General features: G+C 72.6%; 13 protein-coding genes. 12 read left to right on the forward strand and 1 reads right to left on the reverse strand.

What is annotated here, in order from left to right:
• The first annotated feature begins 149 nt into the window (after window positions 1-149).
• From ACFY1H_RS06940 to ACFY1H_RS06970, 7 genes are all read left to right on the forward strand, one after another.
• A complete protein-coding gene (locus tag ACFY1H_RS06940) occupies window positions 150-1,184 on the forward strand; it encodes an amidohydrolase family protein (RefSeq protein WP_386945147.1) in 1,035 nt (344 codons plus the stop codon).
• On the forward strand, window positions 1,181-1,975 hold the full coding sequence (locus tag ACFY1H_RS06945; RefSeq protein ID WP_366576595.1) for an alpha/beta fold hydrolase: 795 nt from the start codon (window positions 1,181-1,183) through the stop codon (window positions 1,973-1,975). The genes ACFY1H_RS06940 and ACFY1H_RS06945 overlap by 4 nt, the downstream gene beginning before the upstream one ends.
• Window positions 1,972-2,853 (forward strand): FAD binding domain-containing protein, encoded by an 882-nt coding sequence (locus ACFY1H_RS06950; RefSeq protein ID WP_386945149.1) that lies wholly within the window; start codon window positions 1,972-1,974, stop codon window positions 2,851-2,853. Before ACFY1H_RS06945 ends, ACFY1H_RS06950 begins: the two co-directional genes overlap by 4 nt.
• The gene (locus ACFY1H_RS06955) at window positions 2,846-3,364 is read left to right on the forward strand and encodes a (2Fe-2S)-binding protein (protein WP_386945151.1); all 519 of its coding nucleotides are present in this window, start codon (window positions 2,846-2,848) and stop codon (window positions 3,362-3,364) included. Before ACFY1H_RS06950 ends, ACFY1H_RS06955 begins: the two co-directional genes overlap by 8 nt.
• Window positions 3,361-5,709 carry a xanthine dehydrogenase family protein molybdopterin-binding subunit gene (locus ACFY1H_RS06960; protein ID WP_366576591.1) on the forward strand — a complete coding sequence of 783 codons (2,349 nt, stop codon included), beginning with the start codon at window positions 3,361-3,363 and terminating at the stop codon, window positions 5,707-5,709. The genes ACFY1H_RS06955 and ACFY1H_RS06960 overlap by 4 nt, the downstream gene beginning before the upstream one ends.
• A gap of 10 nt (window positions 5,710-5,719) precedes the next feature.
• A complete protein-coding gene (locus ACFY1H_RS06965) occupies window positions 5,720-6,400 on the forward strand; it encodes an SRPBCC family protein (RefSeq protein ID WP_386945153.1) in 681 nt (226 codons plus the stop codon).
• A 91-nt stretch (window positions 6,401-6,491) separates the two neighbouring features.
• On the forward strand, window positions 6,492-7,859 hold the full coding sequence (locus ACFY1H_RS06970) for a uracil-xanthine permease family protein (RefSeq protein ID WP_386945155.1): 1,368 nt from the start codon (window positions 6,492-6,494) through the stop codon (window positions 7,857-7,859).
• Between the two features lie 7 nt (window positions 7,860-7,866).
• On the opposite strand, the gene ACFY1H_RS06975 is transcribed toward ACFY1H_RS06970, so the two are convergent.
• Window positions 7,867-9,216 carry a tannase/feruloyl esterase family alpha/beta hydrolase gene (locus ACFY1H_RS06975; RefSeq protein ID WP_386945157.1) on the reverse strand — a complete coding sequence of 450 codons (1,350 nt, stop codon included), beginning with the start codon at window positions 9,214-9,216 and terminating at the stop codon, window positions 7,867-7,869.
• A gap of 155 nt (window positions 9,217-9,371) precedes the next feature.
• Between ACFY1H_RS06975 and ACFY1H_RS06980 the strand changes: the two genes are divergently transcribed.
• The 5 genes from ACFY1H_RS06980 to ACFY1H_RS07000 all read left to right on the forward strand — a co-directional run bounded on the left by ACFY1H_RS06980 (window position 9,372) and on the right by ACFY1H_RS07000 (window position 15,656).
• On the forward strand, window positions 9,372-10,325 hold the full coding sequence (locus ACFY1H_RS06980; RefSeq protein ID WP_386945159.1) for an alpha/beta hydrolase family esterase: 954 nt from the start codon (window positions 9,372-9,374) through the stop codon (window positions 10,323-10,325).
• A 121-nt stretch (window positions 10,326-10,446) separates the two neighbouring features.
• Window positions 10,447-11,172: an IclR family transcriptional regulator gene (locus tag ACFY1H_RS06985; protein ID WP_386945161.1), complete on the forward strand. Its 726-nt coding sequence runs from the start codon at window positions 10,447-10,449 to the stop codon at window positions 11,170-11,172.
• Window positions 11,173-11,256: 84 nt separating this feature from the next.
• Window positions 11,257-12,861 carry a thiamine pyrophosphate-dependent enzyme gene (locus tag ACFY1H_RS06990; protein WP_386945163.1) on the forward strand — a complete coding sequence of 535 codons (1,605 nt, stop codon included), beginning with the start codon at window positions 11,257-11,259 and terminating at the stop codon, window positions 12,859-12,861.
• Complete coding sequence (locus ACFY1H_RS06995) at window positions 12,858-14,336, forward strand: aldehyde dehydrogenase family protein (protein WP_386945165.1); 1,479 nt, start codon at window positions 12,858-12,860, stop codon at window positions 14,334-14,336. The genes ACFY1H_RS06990 and ACFY1H_RS06995 overlap by 4 nt, the downstream gene beginning before the upstream one ends.
• Window positions 14,337-14,378: 42 nt before the next feature.
• The gene (locus ACFY1H_RS07000) at window positions 14,379-15,656 is read left to right on the forward strand and encodes an MFS transporter (RefSeq protein ID WP_386945167.1); all 1,278 of its coding nucleotides are present in this window, start codon (window positions 14,379-14,381) and stop codon (window positions 15,654-15,656) included.

A 15,656-nucleotide genomic window follows, 5' to 3' on the forward strand; every position in this document is an offset into this window, starting at 1 on the left:
CGCATCACGCCGGGCCCCGCTCGCGCGAGGGGGCCGCTGTAAGAACTGCTTACCGGGGCCGACAGCAAAGCGCGCTGGTTGCCCCTGTCCTGGCCACCTAGCGTCGAGCACCAGCGAGTTTTCCCACACGTGGTCTTCGGCACTGAGAGGTGAGTCGGACGGACAGCGACGAGATCGTCCCCTACCCGGTTCTCGACACGCACGCGCACATCGTCCCGCCGTCGCTGCTCGCGGCGCTCGAGAAGGCGCCCGCGTGCGGCTTCAGCGCCCGGCGCACGGAGAAGGGCTGGGTCGTCGACGTGCCCGGCATGGGCGAGACGCGCCCGATCGGCGCGCGGATGAACGAGACCGGCCCGCGGGCCGGCTGGCGCGCGCAGACGGGGGTGGCCACCCAGGTCATCTCGCCGTGGATGGACATCCAGTCGGCGTTCCTCGAACCGCCGGCCGCGCGCGACTGGGCCCGCACGGTCAACGACGCGATGGCCGAGTCCGTGGCCGAGCTGGGCGGCGGCACGACCGCGCTGGCGACCGTGGCCACCGACGACGGCGAGCAGGCCGCCGCGGACCTGCTGGAGGTGTGGAAGCGCCCGGAGTTCACCGGCGTCATGCTGAGCACCGACCCGCTCACCGGCTCGGCGCCGCACGAGGAGAACTTCGAGCCACTGTGGACGGTCGCCGCACGCGAGGAGATCCCGGTGGTGCTGCACCCGCCCACGTACGGGCCCTCGGGCGAGCTCGCCACGCTCGGCACCATGGGCAACGTCCACGGCCGGCTGATCGACAACACCGTCGCCGTGACCGAGCTGATCCTCCACGGCCTGCTCGACCGCCACCCCGGCCTCAAGCTGATCCTCGTCCACGGCGGCGGGTTCCTGCCGTACCAGGCGAGCCGGCTCGACGGCGGCTACCGCACCAAGGAGGCGTTCGCCGGGGAGCTGGAGCGCGACAAGCCGTCGGACTACCTGCGCGACTTCGTCTACGACACCGTCGCGCTGTCCGCGCCCGCCATCCGCTTCCTCACCGGGCTCGTCGGCTCCGACCACGTGGTGCTGGGCAGCGACTACCCGTTCGCGCTGGGCGACCCGCGCCCCGTGCACACCGTGCTGGACGCCGGACTGTCCGAAAGCGACACCGAGTCGATCCTGCGCACCAACGCCGAGAAGATCTTCCGGAGGCCCGCATGATCCCGTCCACCTCGACCGCGGGCCCGCTGGCGGTCCGCCGCTGGGGCGCGGGCGAGCCCGTGGTGCTGCTGCACCCGCTCGCCACCTCCGGCGAGCTGTGGACGCCGCTGGCCGAGGCGCTCGCCGACGAGTTCCAGGTGTTCGCGTTCGACCTGCGCGGCCACGGCGAGTCGGCGTGGGACGGCAAGCCGTTCTCGATCGCCGACCTGGCCGACGACCTCGGCGTCGCGCTCGACTCGCTCGGGCTGGAGACCGTGTCGCTGCTGGGCCTGTCGATGGGCGGCAGCGTCGGCGTGAACTTCGCCGGCCGCTTCCCGGCCCGGGTGCGTTCGCTCGTGCTCGCCGACACCACGGCGTACTACGGCGACGACGCGCCGGAGGTGTGGGCCGAGCGCGCGGAGAAGGCCGTGTCCGTGCCGCGCTCGAAGCAGGTCGCGTTCCAGCTGGACCGCTGGTTCTCCCCGGAGTTCCGCGAGGCGAACCCGAACGAGGCCGACCGGATCGTGAAGATCTTCCTGCGCACCAACAGCGAGGCGCACGCCGCGGCGTCGATCGCGATGGGCGAGATGGACTCCCGCTCGCTGCTGCCGTCGGTCACCGCGAGCACGCTCGTGCTCGTCGGGGAGCACGACTACGCGACGCCGCCGGAGATGGCGGCCGCGCTCGCCGACGGCATCCCCGGTGCCGAGCTGGAGGTCCAGACCGGCCTGCGGCACATGTCCCTGATCGAACGGCCCGCGCTCGCCGAGCGCGTGCGGGCGCACCTGAAGACCGGTTCGGAGAGCCAGTGAAACCCGGAAAGTTCACGTACCACTCGCCGCGCAGCCTCGACGAAGCACTCGCCGCGCTGCAGGTGTACGGCGACGACGCGAAGGTGCTGGCCGGCGGCCAGAGCCTGATGCCGATGCTCAACTTCCGCCTGGCCCGCTTCGAGCACCTGGTGGACGTGAACCGCCTGGGCGCCGAGTACGCCGAGCCGACGTTCGGCGACACGCGCATCACGATCCCGCTGCTCGTGCGGCAGCGCCGCGTCGAGCGCTCGGCCGAGGCCGCCGCCGTGCTGCCCGTGCTCACCGAGGCGCTGGCGCAGGTCGCCCACCCGCAGATCCGCAACCGCGGCACGATCTGCGGCAGCCTCGCCCACGCCGACCCGGCGGCCGAGCTGCCGAGCGTGCTCTCGGTGCTCGACGCGACGTTCACGATCGCCTCGTCGCGCGGGGTGCGCGAGGTGCCGGCAGAAGAGTTCTTCCTCTTCCACCTCACCACCTCGCTCGAACCCGACGAGCTGCTGCTGCAGGTCAGCGTGCCGCGTCCGCCGGCGAACCAGTTCTCGGCGTTCCGCGAGTTCGCGACGCGGCGCGGGGACTTCGCGCTCGCCGGCGTGGCCGCGGTGTGCGAGGTCGACGCCGCCGGCGTCGTCACCACCTGCCGGATCGCCGCGGCGGGTGTCGCGCCCACCCCGCACCGGCTCACCGACGTCGAGGCGCTGGTGACCGGCGCGTCCCTGACCGACGAGCTGTGGCCCGACGTCGAGGCCGCCGCCCGCGCGCAGGTCGACCCGACCGGCGACATCCACGCGAGCGCCGAGTACCGCAGCCGCCTCACCGGCGTCCTGGTCAAGCGCGCGCTCGCCGACATCCGAGGAAAGCAGGAGGCCAGCCGTGCGTGACCACGCGACGGAGTTCCCCGTCCGCACCCAGGACGAGACGCACACCGTGGGGTGCACGGTCAACGGCCGCGAGTACGAGGCCGTCGTCGACCCGCGGATGACGCTCGCCGACTTCCTGCGCGAGAAGCTGCGCCTCACCGGCACGCACCTCGGCTGCGAGCACGGCGTCTGCGGCGCGTGCACCGTGATCGTCGACGGCGCGGCCACGCGCTCGTGCCTCATGCTCGCCGTGCAGGCCGACGGCGCCGAAGTCGAGACCGTGGAGGGCCTGGCCGAAGACGGCGAGCTGTCGCCGCTGCAGTGCGCGTTCAAGCGCAACCACGCCCTGCAGTGCGGGTTCTGCACGCCCGGCTTCCTGATGAGCGTGACGGCCGCGCTGCGCGAGGAGAGCGTGACGACGGAGGAGCAGGCCCGCGAGGTGCTGTCCGGCAACATCTGCCGCTGCACCGGCTACACCGGCCTCGTGAAGTCCGTGCTGGAAGCCTCGGCCGGAAAGGACGGCAACGCATGAGCGACACCCTGGTCCCCGAAGGCACGATGATCGGCCGGCGTGTGGAGCGCCGCGAGGACGAGCGCCTGCTGACCGGCCACGGCGGTTACCTCGACGACCTCGATCTGCCCGACGCGCTCGCGGCCGCGTTCCTGCGCTCGCCCCACGCCCACGCGAAGATCCTCTCCTTCGACGCCACGGAGGCCCTCGCGCTGCCCGGCGTGATCGCGGTGTACTCCGGCGCCGACCTGATGGAGATCCAGAAGCCGCTGGCGCCGAAGGTGCAGCACCCGAAGCTGCGCGACTACCCGCGGCTGCCGATGCCGCCGCACGAACTGCACTACGTCGGGGAGCCGCTCGCCGTCGTCGTCGCCGAGTCGCGGTACCTCGCCGAGGACGCGCTGGAGCTCATCGAGGTCGACTTCGAGGTGCTGCCCGCCGTCGCGTCGACCGCCGTTGCGTTGCAGGAGAACGGTCCGCTGGCCCACTCCGGCGACGAGAGCAACGTCGCCGTGCTGCTCACCCAGAGCGCGGGCGACGCGGCGAAGGCGCTCGCCGACGCGCCGAACGTGCTGTCCGAAGAGTTCTTCGTGATGCGGGGCGGCGGCCACTCGATGGAGACGCGCGGCGTGGCGGCCCGGTTCGAGGCGGCGACCGGCCAGGTCACCATCTGGGACACCACGCAGGCCCCGCACTACGCGCGCCAGCAGCTGTCGGTCATCTACGAGATGGCCGAGGACGACATCCGCGTGATCGCGCCGGCCGACGTCGGCGGCGGCTTCGGCCCGAAGGCGCAGTTCTACGGCGAAGAGGTCGTGATCCCGTGGGTCGCGATGAAGCTGGGCCGCGCGGTGAAGTGGGTCGAGGACCGCCAGGAGAACATGGTCACCTCGATGATGGAGCGCTCGCAGACCCACCGCGTCGACGTCGGGTTCGACGACAACGGGCTGCTGCTCGCGGTCAAGGACGTGATCGAGCACGACCAGGGCGCCTACTGCGCGGGCCTGCAGGTCCCGTCGATCACCACCTCGACCGTGCCCGGCCCGTACCACGTGCCGAACATCGCGATCGAGCTGCGCGCGTGCTACACGAACATGGTGCCGACGTCGTCGGTCCGCGGCGCGGGCCGCCCGCAGGCGGTGTTCGTGATGGAGCGGATGATCGACCGGATCGCCGAGCACCTCGGGCTCGACCCGGCGGAGGTGCGGCGCCGCAACCTGATCCAGGCCGACGAGTTCCCGTACAAGGTCGGCATCATGTTCCGCGACGGCAGCCCGCTCACCTACGACAGCGGCGACTTCCCGACGCTGCTGGAAGGCACGCTCGAACGCATCGGCTACGACGAGGCGCGCGCGCTGCAGGCCAAGCTCCGCCAGGAAGGCCGTTACCTCGGCATCGGCCTCTCGGTGTACATCGAGGGCTGCGGCCTCGGCCCGTACGAGGGCGCGAAGATCCGGCTGACCAACAAGGGCCGCATCCTCGTCACGCTCGCGGCGGCCGGGCAGGGCCAGGGCTACGAGACCGTCTACGCGCAGATCGCCGCCGACGGCATCGGGCTCGACATGGACTACATCGAGGTCAAGACCGGCGATACGGCCCGGATCCCGTTCGGCCAGGGCACGTTCGCCTCGCGCATCACGGCCACCTGCGGGCCGGCCGTGCTGGACGCGGCGAAGCAGATGCGCGAACGGCTGCTCGACACCGCGTCGGTCCTGCTCGGCTGCGATGCGTCCGAAGTGGACTTCGTGGGCGACAAGGCCTGTCTCGGCGGCGACCTGGAGAAGTCCGTTTCCCTGCAACAGCTCGCGCAGACGGCCAACATCGGCAAGCACGGCATCACGATGCCGCGCGGCATCAAGGCCGGCATCGAGACCTCCAGCTACTTCTCGCCGGAGCGCGCCGCCTACGCCAGTGGCGCGCACGCCGCGCTCGTGGAGGTCGACCCGGAGACCGGCGAGATCGAGATCCTCAAGTACGTGATCGGCCACGACTGCGGCAACGTGATCAACCCGCTGCTGGTCGACGGCCAGGTGCTCGGCGGCTTCGCCCACGGCATCGGCAACGCGATGTACGAGGAGCCGGTGTACGACGTCGAAGGCCAGCCGCAGGCTACGAGCTACCTCGACTACGCACTCGTGTCGGCCACCGAGGTGCCGCCGGTCGAGCTGTTCCACATCCAGACCCCCAGCCCGCTCAACCCGCTTGGGGTGAAGGGCGCGGGGGAGGGCGGCACGATCCCGGCGCCCGCCACGATCGCGAACGCCGTGGAGGACGCGCTGCGGCCGCTGCGGGCCCGCGTGACGCGCGCGCCGATCACCCCGGCGCGGATCGCCGAATCCATCGCAGCCGCCGCGGACCAGGACTGAGAGGCACCGCATGCTCATCGAAAACTCCTTCGACGTCGCCGCCGACCCGGACGAGGTCTTCACCTTCCTGCAGGACGCGCACAACGTGGCCGCCTGCTTCCCGGGCGCCGAGCTCGTGGAGGACCTGGGCGACGACTCCTACCGCGGCAAGGTGAAGATCAAGGTCGGCCCGGTCACGGCGGCCTACCAGGGCGTCGCGAAGATCGTCGAGAAGGACGGCGCCGCCCGCGTCGCCGTGCTGGTGGCCGACGGCAAGGACACCCGCGGCGCCGGCACGGCGAAAGCCAAGGCGACCATGCGCGTGACGCCGGCCGACGGGGGAGCGCACGTCGCCCTCGAGACCGACCTGACCATCTCCGGCAAGCTCGCGCAGTTCGGCCGGGGCATCATGTCCGACGTGTCCGGGCGGATGGTCGGTGAGCTGGCTTCGCGGGTGCGGCAGCGGATCGAGGCCGGGGAAGAAGCCCCGGCCCCGGCTGCCGCTCCCACCCCGGCGGTCAACGGTTCGGCCGCTCCGGCCGCGGCGGCTGCGGCTTCCGCCACGACCGCCACGGCGACCGCGACCCCGCCCCGTCCCGCTCCCCGGTTCGACGAAGCACCGCCGATGAAGGCGTCGGTGCTGATCCGCATCGTGCTCGCCGGTTACCTCGAACGGTGGGCCGCGCGCCTGCGCAAGTCCACCGAAGCCTGACCCGTCCCTCGTTCGACCGCTCGCCGCTCCGCTCCCCGTCCCCCCGCTCGATGGCCGTCACCGCCGTCCGTCATCGCTTGGAGCTACCTCCATGGCCGTCACCGCCGCCGCCACGGCTCCTGCTGCCACCCCCGAAACCGAACCCGTGCCGATCTTCGACGTCGGGATCGACGACAAGGTCAAGATCTCGAGTTCGATCGGGCTCGGGGTCCAGAACATCCTCGGCATGGCCGGGCTGCTGATCTTCCCCGCCCTGATCGGCACCGCGTTCAAGCTGTCGGCCACCGACACCGCCTACCTCTACGGCGTCACGTTCATGACGTCCGGGCTCGTGGTGATCCTGCAGTCGGTGTTCCTGCTGCGGCTGCCGATCGTGCAGGGCCCGTACGCGGGTTCGCTGGCCGCGCTGCTGGCCGTGGGCCACGGCAAGGGCGGGCTGGGCGCGGCGTTCGGCTCGATGGTCGTGGCCGGGCTGATCTGGTGTGTGCTCGCCATCCCGATCAAGAAGTACGGGCTGGTCACGTACCTGTCGAAGTTCGTGCGCGACCCGATCATCTGCGGTGTCCTGGTGCTGATCCTCGCCACCCAGCTCACCAGCACCGCGTTGCCGAACGTGCTGGGCACGCCGGGCAGCCCCGGGTTCCCCGGCATGAACCTCGTGTCGGGCCTGGTCACCGCACTGGTCGTCATCCTGCTCACGTTGCTGCCCAAGGGAACCATCCTGCGCCGCGGTGCCGTGCTGGTCGCGGTGGTCGTCGGCACGGTCGTGTACGCGATCTTCGAACCGACGCACTTCGCGGGCGTGGTGCACAACGTGGGCTTCACGGTGCCGCGGATCTTCCCGTTCGGCTTCTCGGTCGACGGCGAGCTCGTGCTGATCTTCTTCATCACGCTGTTCCCGGCGATCGCGGAGAGCATCGCGACCTACGACATCGTCGCCGGCTGGGGCGGCCAGGAGCTGTCCGGCTACCGCGTTTCGCAGGGCGTGTTCGGCGAGGTCCTGGGCAGCACCGTCGGCGCGGTCTTCGGCGGCATGTCCACGCTGGCCTACCCGGACAACATCGGCCTGCTGCGCGTGACCAAGGTCGGCTCCCGCTACGTGACGCTGGCGACCGGCGTCATCCTGCTCGTGCTGGGCGGCCTCGGCCCGTTCGACCACCTGCTGCAGGCCGTGCCGCTCCCGGTGCTCGCCGCGGCCGGCACCGTCCTGTTCGGAGTGCTGTTCGCGAGCGCCATCGACGCCCTCTCGGGCGTGCACTGGTCCCGCGACAACCTCATGCTCGCCGGGTTCCCGTTCATCACCGCGATCGGCGGGCTGTTCGTGCCGCCCGCGACGATGAAGGTGCTGCCGCAGGTGGTGCAGCTGATCCTGCAGCAGCCGCTGATCCTCGGCACGGTGCTGCTGCTCCTGATGAAGGCCGGGTACGGCTTGCGCCGCAAGGAGTCCTCGGCTTCCTGACACCCGGTCAGAGTGAGCAGGCGGTGGCCAGCTCCGCGGGAGTCGCACCTGCGGGGCGGGCCACCGTCGCCGAGACCGGCGGCTGCACCCCGCGCAGCCAGCTCGCGAGCGCGGTGAACGCGGTGCGGAAACACGGGGCCATCGGCCGCAGCCGGTCCGGGAACGTATCGACCAGGCCGTCGACGTGGTTGCCGTCCTCGATACGGTAGTAGCGGTGCAGGGCGCCCCGGCCGGCGTGCTCGACCATGCGGTCGTAGACGTCGGAGTCGCGGCTGATCGGCAGGAGGCTGTCCAGCGTGCCGTGCAGGGTGATCAGCGGCCGGCCGATCCGCCCGGTGAGCGCCACCTTCGCGACCGCCCGGTGGACGGCGGCGGGCCGGGCCGCGTAGTCGTAGTCGGCGTCGCACGCCGGCGTTCCGGTGGGGCAGAACGGGATCCCGGCCGCGAGGGCGCCGTCGAACCCCGGGTCGACCTCGGCGCGGTAGGTGCGCTGGGTCAGATCCCAGTAGACCTGGTCGTGGTAGGGCCACAGGAACTCCGAGCCCGGCGCGAAACCCGCGGCCAGGATCGCCTGGTGCGCCTGGGGATCACCGGCCGCGTAGGCGGGGTAGTTCCGCAGGGCGGGCGGCAGGAACGTGAGCAGGTTCGGTCCGTCGGCCGTCCAGAGCGTGCCCTCCCAGTCGACGCCGCCGTCGTAGAGCCACGGCCGGTTCTCCAGCTGCCAGCGCACGAGGTACCCGCCGTTGGACAGCCCGGCCGCGATCGTCCGTGCGGGCGGGCGGCCGTAGTGCCGCGCGGCGGCGAGCTTCGCGGCGACGGTCAGCTGGGTGACGCGATCGTTCCACTCGGCGAGCGCGTCGCCGGGGTTGCGTCCGTCGGAGTAGAAGTCCGTGCCCATGTTTCCCTTGTCCGTGGCCGCGAACGCGTACCCGGCGGCGAGCACCTGGTCGCCGATCGCGCGGTCGTTGGCGTACTGGCGGCGCGTGCCGGGGGAGCCGGAGACCACGAGACCGCCGTTCCAGCGGTCCGGCAGGCGCAGCACGAACTGCGCGTCGTGGTTCCACCCGTGGTTGGTGTTGGTTGTCGACGTGTCGGGGAAGTAGCCGTCGACCTGGACGCCGGGCACGCCGCTCGGCGCGGGGAGCGCGGCCGAGGTCAGGCCCGCCCAGTCCGCCTGGACGGTGTGGCCGGTGGCGAGGGTGCCGGTGGTGGTCAGGTCGGCGAGGCACGCCTGTTCCTGGTGTGCCGCACCGGGAACACCGACCGGCGTGCACCGGGCCGCGGTCGCCGCAGGCGCCGCGAGGACGGTGCCGGCGAGCAGACCGGCGAGGACAAGGGGGAACCGCCGCGTACGCATGCCGGAACCGTAGGACTGGACCACCGCGGGCGGTATCCGGCGTGACCACACAATCCGGGCGCGAGTTGTGGTGGTCCGCACCGTGGGAACGCGGAGTGCGGAGTTCCTACGCTGAGCGTGACGGTGCTCACCGAGGTCACGAGGAGGTGGTCGGTGTGCGGAAGGTCCTCACCGGGCTGCTGGTGTCGGCTCTGCTGGTGCTGCTGCCCGGGTTCGCGTCGGCGGCGGCGATCAAGGAGGTCACGGGGTTCGGGGCGAACCCGGGTGCGCTGAAGATGTACGAGTACGTACCCGACGGCCTGCCCGCCGGGCGGCCCGTGGTGGTGGCGTTGCACGGCTGCACGCAGAACGCGACCGGCTACGGCCAGGGCGCCGGCTGGGTCGAGCTGGCCGATCGCTGGCGCTTCGCCCTCGTACTGCCGCAGCAGCAGCCCGCGAACAACATCACCGGCTGCTTCAACTGGTTCCAGCCTTCCGACACCACCCGCGGGTCGGGGGAGGCCGAGTCGATCGCGCAGATGGTGCGCCGCGCGGTCGCGGACGCGGGTGCCGACGCGTCACGGGTGTACGTCACCGGCCTGTCCGCGGGCGGGGCGATGACGTCGGTGCTGCTCGCCGCCTACCCGGAGCTGTTCGCCGGTGGTGCGGTGGTGGCCGGTCTGCCGTACGGCTGTGCGTCTTCGGCGCTCGACGCGTACTCGTGCATGTACCCGGGCAAGGACCTCACGCCGGCGCAGTGGGGCGCGAAAGTCCGTGCGGCGTCGGCGTTTTCGGGCCCGCGGCCCACGGTGAGCCTGTGGCAGGGCACGGCGGACTTCACCGTCGCGCCGGTGAACCTGCGTGAGCTCACCGACCAGTGGACGAACGTCGCGGGCGTGGCCGCCACACCGTCCACAACGGACACCGTCGGCGGTTTCCCGCACGCGGTGTACCGGGACGGCTCGGGCCGCGCGGCGGTCGAGACCTACTCGATCACGGGCATGGGCCACGGTCAGCCGGTCGCCCCCGGCACGGGTCCCGACCACTGCGGGCACGCCGGTGCCTACCTCCTCGCCGTGGGCGTGTGCGCGGCGGCGCAGGTCGGGAAGGCGTGGAACCTGGCCTCCTGAGGGGGCACCGGGTCGCCCGCGCTTGCCTCCGGCGCGTCACCGGCGGATGATGGGCGACTCGGTATCCCCGAGGTCAGGGAGGCGCGCGATCGCCGGCAACGCTGCCGAACCCGGGCGCACGGTGCTCAGCCGTGCGTTCGCGATCCTGGACTCGTTCCTCGACGGCCGCCCCGAGCAGACGCACGGTGAGATCACACGGGCCACCGGGTTCGCGCCCGCCACGGTCTACCGGCTGCTCGCGGAGCTCGTCGGCTGGGGCGCGCTCGAACGCACCGGTCGGGGCCGCTACCGCATCGGCCTGCGAATGTGGCAGCTCGGCTCGCAGGCGCCGACCGGGCGGGAGCTGCGCGACGTCGCGCTGCCGTTCCTGCAGGACCTGCTGCAGGTGACCCGCGAGGTCGTGCACCTCGTGGTGCTCGACGAGGGCCGCGCGCTCTACCTCGAAAAACTCGAGGCGCACCCGGACGTGGTGGTCACCTCCCGCGTCGGGAAACGGTTGCCGCTGCACGCGACCGGGCCCGGCAAGGTGCTGCTGGCGCACGCGCCCGCCGAGTGCCTGGACGAGGTGGTGTCGGCCGGCCTGGACCGCCGGGCCAGCGGCACCATCACCGATCCCGCGCAGCTGCGTGGTGTGCTCGCCGAGATCCGCCGTTCCGGCTTCAGCATCTCGCGCGACGAGATGACCGACGGCGCGTCGTCGGTCGCGGCGCCGGTGCGCGGGGTCGCCGACGAGGTCATCGCCGCCATCTCCGTGGTCGTGCCCAGCAGCACGCCGAACCTCTCGCCACTGATCCCGGTGGTCCGGATGGCCGCGCTCGGCGTGTCCCGCGCGATCCAGACGGGGTGAAGTTTTCCGTCCAGTGAGAGCGGGGCTGGGTTTCGCAGGCGGACGTAACGGACACTCCTGAGCCACCCACTCCAGGGAGGTTCCTTGCCCGCCACCGTCCGAGACGCCGCGTTCGACGTCCTGCGCCGCTTCGGCGCGACGACGTTGTTCGCCAACCCCGGCTCGACCGAGATCACGCTGCTCACCGACCTGCCGGGCGACTTCGAGTTCGTGCTGGCGCTGCACGAGGGCTCGGTGGTCGGGATGGCCACGGGCTGGGCGCTCGCCGCGGACCGGCCGGCGGTCGCGATCCTGCACACCACCGCGGGATTGGGCAACGCGGTGGGCGCGCTGGCGACCGCGCGGGTCAACCGGGCGCCCCTGGTCGTCCTCGTGGGGCAGCAGGACCGCCGCCACCTCGCGCTGGAGCCGTTCCTCGCGGGCCACCGGCTCGACGACGTCGCCGCGCCCGCGCCCGTGTGGGTCGGGGAACCCCCGCGGCCGCAGGACGTGCCGGGCGCGCTGGCCCGCGCGTGGCACGAGGCGCGCGACCACCGCGGTCCCGCGCTGGTGATCGTGCCGATGGACGACTGGCTCGCGCCGGCCGCCGACGACGAGCCGCTGCCCGCGCCGGCGCGACTGGTCCGGACCACCGCGGCGGAGCCGGAGGTCGTCGCCGAGCTCGAGAAGTTCCTGGGGCAGGCCGAAAAGCCGGTGCTCGTGGTCGGGGCCGGCGCGGACGACGCGGAGTCGTGGCACGCGCTGGAAGCGCTCGCGCAGCGGCTTCAGTGTCCGGTGTGGCAGGAGGCGTTCGGCGCCCGCGCGGGGTTCCCGCAGGACCACCCGCAGTTCGCCGGGCACCTGCCCGCGGGCCGCGCGGAGCTGCGCAAGGTGCTGGCCGGCCACGACGCCGTGCTCGCCGTGGGCGCGCCGGTGTTCCGGCAATACCCGCGCGAGCCCGGCCGGCTGATCGGCCCGGGCACGCGGATCGCCGTGGTCACCGACGATTCCGACGAGGCCCACCGCAGCCCGGCCGATCTCGCCGTGCTCGCCCGGCCCGCGGCGGTGTGCGGTCCGCTCGCGCAGCGCCTGCCGGCGCGCCCGGCGCCCGCCGAACCACTGGGGCGCACGATCGACCTGCCCGCGCCGCCGACCGTCGGGCTGGCTCCGGAGCACGTGTTCGCCGCGCTGGCCCGGCGGATCCCGCGTGACGCGGTGCTCGTGGAGGAGACGCCGTCGAGCCGGCCGTCGCTGCACGCGCTCGTGCCCGCCCGCGAGCCGCTCGGATTTCTCAGCGCCGCCATGGGCGGCCTCGGTTTCGCGGTGCCCGCGGCGATCGGCGTGCGGATGGCCCGGCCGGACCGTCCGGTGATCGCGGTCGTCGGCGACGGCTCGTCGCTGTACGCGATCCAGGCGCTGTGGAGCGCCGCCCACTACGGAGTCGGCGTGCTCGTGGTGGTGCTCGCGAACGGCCGGTACGCGATCATGGACGAGCTGGCCGCCCGCCACGGCGAACGGTCGGCCGCGCCCGGCGCCGCGCCGTGGCCCGCGTTCGACGAGATCAGCGTGAGCGGTCTCGCGCGCTCGCTCGGGTGTCCCGCCCGGCGGGTCGAGACCCCCGAGGAACTGGAGTCCGTTTTGGACGAAGCACTGCCCGCACTGGCGCGGGCCACCCGGCCGCTCGTGCTCGACGTGGCGGTGGCGCGGTGAGCGCCCCGGCCGGCGCCCTGCTCGGCGCGGTCCGTTGGCAGGGCAGGATCTTCTCGGGCGGCTGGGTGCCCGGCTCCGGCGGCGAGTACGACTCCGTGGAACCGGCGACGGGCCAGGCGCTCGCGCGCGTCGGCGCCGCCTCGGCCGCCGACGTGCCGAAAGCGGCCGAGACCGCCCGGCGCGCGCAGCAGGAGTGGGCCGCGCTGCCCTACGACCGGCGGGCCCGGGTGCTGCGCCGCGCGGCGCGGCTGTTCGAGGATCACGCGGACGAGATCGACGAGTGGCTCGTGCGCGAGTCCGGGGCCACGCGGCCGTTCGCGCGCTTCCAGACGGTGGCGGTCGCGGCCGAGGAGTGCCACGAAGCCGCGGCGCTGGCGGCCCACCCGTACGGCGAGCTGCTGCGCTCCAGCCAGCCGCGGCTGTCGATGGCCCGGCGGGTCCCGGCCGGGGTCGTCGGCGTGATCTCACCGTTCAACGCGCCGGTCATCCTCTCGATCCGCGCGATCGCGCCCGCGCTGGCGCTGGGCAACGCCGTGCTGATGAAGCCCGATCCGCGCACGGCCGTGTGCGGCGGCGTGGTGCTCGCCCGGATCTTCGAGGAGGCGGGCCTGCCGGACGGGCTGTTCCACCTGCTGCCAGGCGGGGCCGACGTCGGCGGCGCTCTCGTGGCGGACCCGCTGGTGCGCGTGATCGCGTTCACCGGCTCCACGCGCGCGGGCCGGCAGATCGCCGCCGCGGCGGGGGAGCGGCTCAAGCGGGTTCACCTGGAACTGGGCGGGAACTCGGCGCTCGTGGTGCTCGACGACGTCGACGTGGAGCAGGCCGTGTCGGTCGGCGCGTTCGGCTCGTTCAACCACTCCGGGCAGATCTGCATGGCCACCAGCCGCCACCTGGTCGCGGAGAAGATCGCCGCCGACTACGCGGCCGCGCTCGCCGAGCACGCCGCCCGCCTGCCCGTGGGCGACCCGGCGCGGGCCGACGTCGCCGTCGGCCCGATCATCGACGCCGGGCAGCGCGACCGCATCCACGAGATCGTGACCAGCAGCGTCGACGCGGGCGCGAAACTGGCCACCGGCGGCACGTTCGAGGGCCTGTTCTACAGCCCGACCGTGCTCACCGATGTCCCGCTCACCGCACCGGCCTACGCCCAGGAGATCTTCGGCCCGGTGGCCCCGGTCGTTCCGTTCTCCACAGTGGACGAAGCGGTCCGCCTGGCCGGTGGTACCGAATACGGGCTGTCACTGGGCATCCTGACCCGGGACGTCACCCAGGGGCTCGCGCTCGCCGAGCGGATCCCGTCCGGGCTCGTGCACATCAACGACCAGACCGTGAACGACGAGGCGCTCGCGCCGTTCGGCGGGGTCGGCGAGTCGGGCACGGGCTCGCGCCACGGCGGTGCGCAGGCCAACCTGGAGGCGTTCACCGAGACGCAGTGGGTCACCGTACGCGGTGATCTGCCGCGATATCCCTTCTGACGCACCGTTTCCCCAGTCCCCTCCGACGACGCAGGTGATGACATGACGGTCTCTTCCCCGACTGACCCCCGGACCCGCTACACGCGCTGGGTGGCCCCGCTCTGCTGGACGGCGGTGGCGCTCGAAGGGTTCGACCTCGTGGTGCTGGGTGTGGTGCTGCCCGCGCTGCTCAAGGTGCCGAGCTGGGGCCTGGATCCCAACTCGGCCTCGCTGATCTCCGTGGTCGGCCTCCTCGGCGTGGCCGTGGGCGCGCTCGCCATCGGCCCCGTGAGCGACCTGTTCGGCCGCCGCGGCACGATGCTGCTCACGGTCACGAGCTTCTCGCTGTTCACGTTGCTGTGCGCGGTGGTCGACGGCCCCTGGCTGTTCGGGCTGGTGCGTTTCCTCGCCGGCCTCGGCCTCGGTGGTGTGCTGCCGACCGCGCTCGCGCTGATCACCGAGTACGCGCGGGTCGGCCGGGGCGGCAGCTCCACCACGGTCCTCATGACCGGCTACCACGTGGGCGCGGTGCTCACCGCGTTGCTCGGGATCCTCGTGGTGCAGCGGTACGGCTGGGAGTGGATGTTCGTGATCGGCGCCGCGCCGGCGGTGATCCTCGTGCCGCTGATGGTGAAGTTCCTGCCGGAGTCGGCCGAGTTCCTCAAGGCGCGCGGCACCCGCGCGGCCCGGCCGCCGCGCGAGCGCAACCCGATCGGCATCCTGTTCCGCCATGGCTACGGGCGCGCGACCATCGCGTTCTGGGTCACGTCGTTCATGGGGCTGCTGCTCGTGTACGGCCTCAACACCTGGCTGCCGCAGATCATGCGGGAGGCCGGCTACGAGCTCGGCGCGGCGCTCGCCCTGCTGCTGGTGCTCAATGTCGGCGCCGTGATCGGCCTGCTGATCGGCGGCCGCGTGGCCGACCGGCTGGGGTACCGGCGGTCCACCATCGTCTGGTTCACCGCGGCGGCCGTGTTCCTCGCGCTGCTGAGCATCAAGCTGCCCGGCTTCAGCGTGTACGTCGGGGTGCTGCTCGCGGGGATCTTCACCTTCAGCGCGCAGGTGCTCGTGTACGTCTACGTCGCCCGCGTCTACCCGGCCGCCGCGCGCGGCACGGCGCTGGGCGCGGCGAGTGGCATCGGCCGCTTCGGCGCGATCTCCGGCCCGCTCGTCACCGGCTTCCTGCTCACGGCCGGGCTCGCGTACCCGTGGGGCTTCTACCTTTTCGCCGTCGTCGCGGCCATCGGCGCGGTCGCGATCACGGTCGTCAACCGCGATCCGGCGCCCGACGCACCGCTGGAGGTGACGGCGGAGGAGGAAGCCGCCACCCGCACCGAGTGA

It is taken from the genome of Amycolatopsis sp. NPDC001319, from assembly GCF_042896185.1.
GTDB lineage: Bacteria > Actinomycetota > Actinomycetes > Mycobacteriales > Pseudonocardiaceae > Amycolatopsis.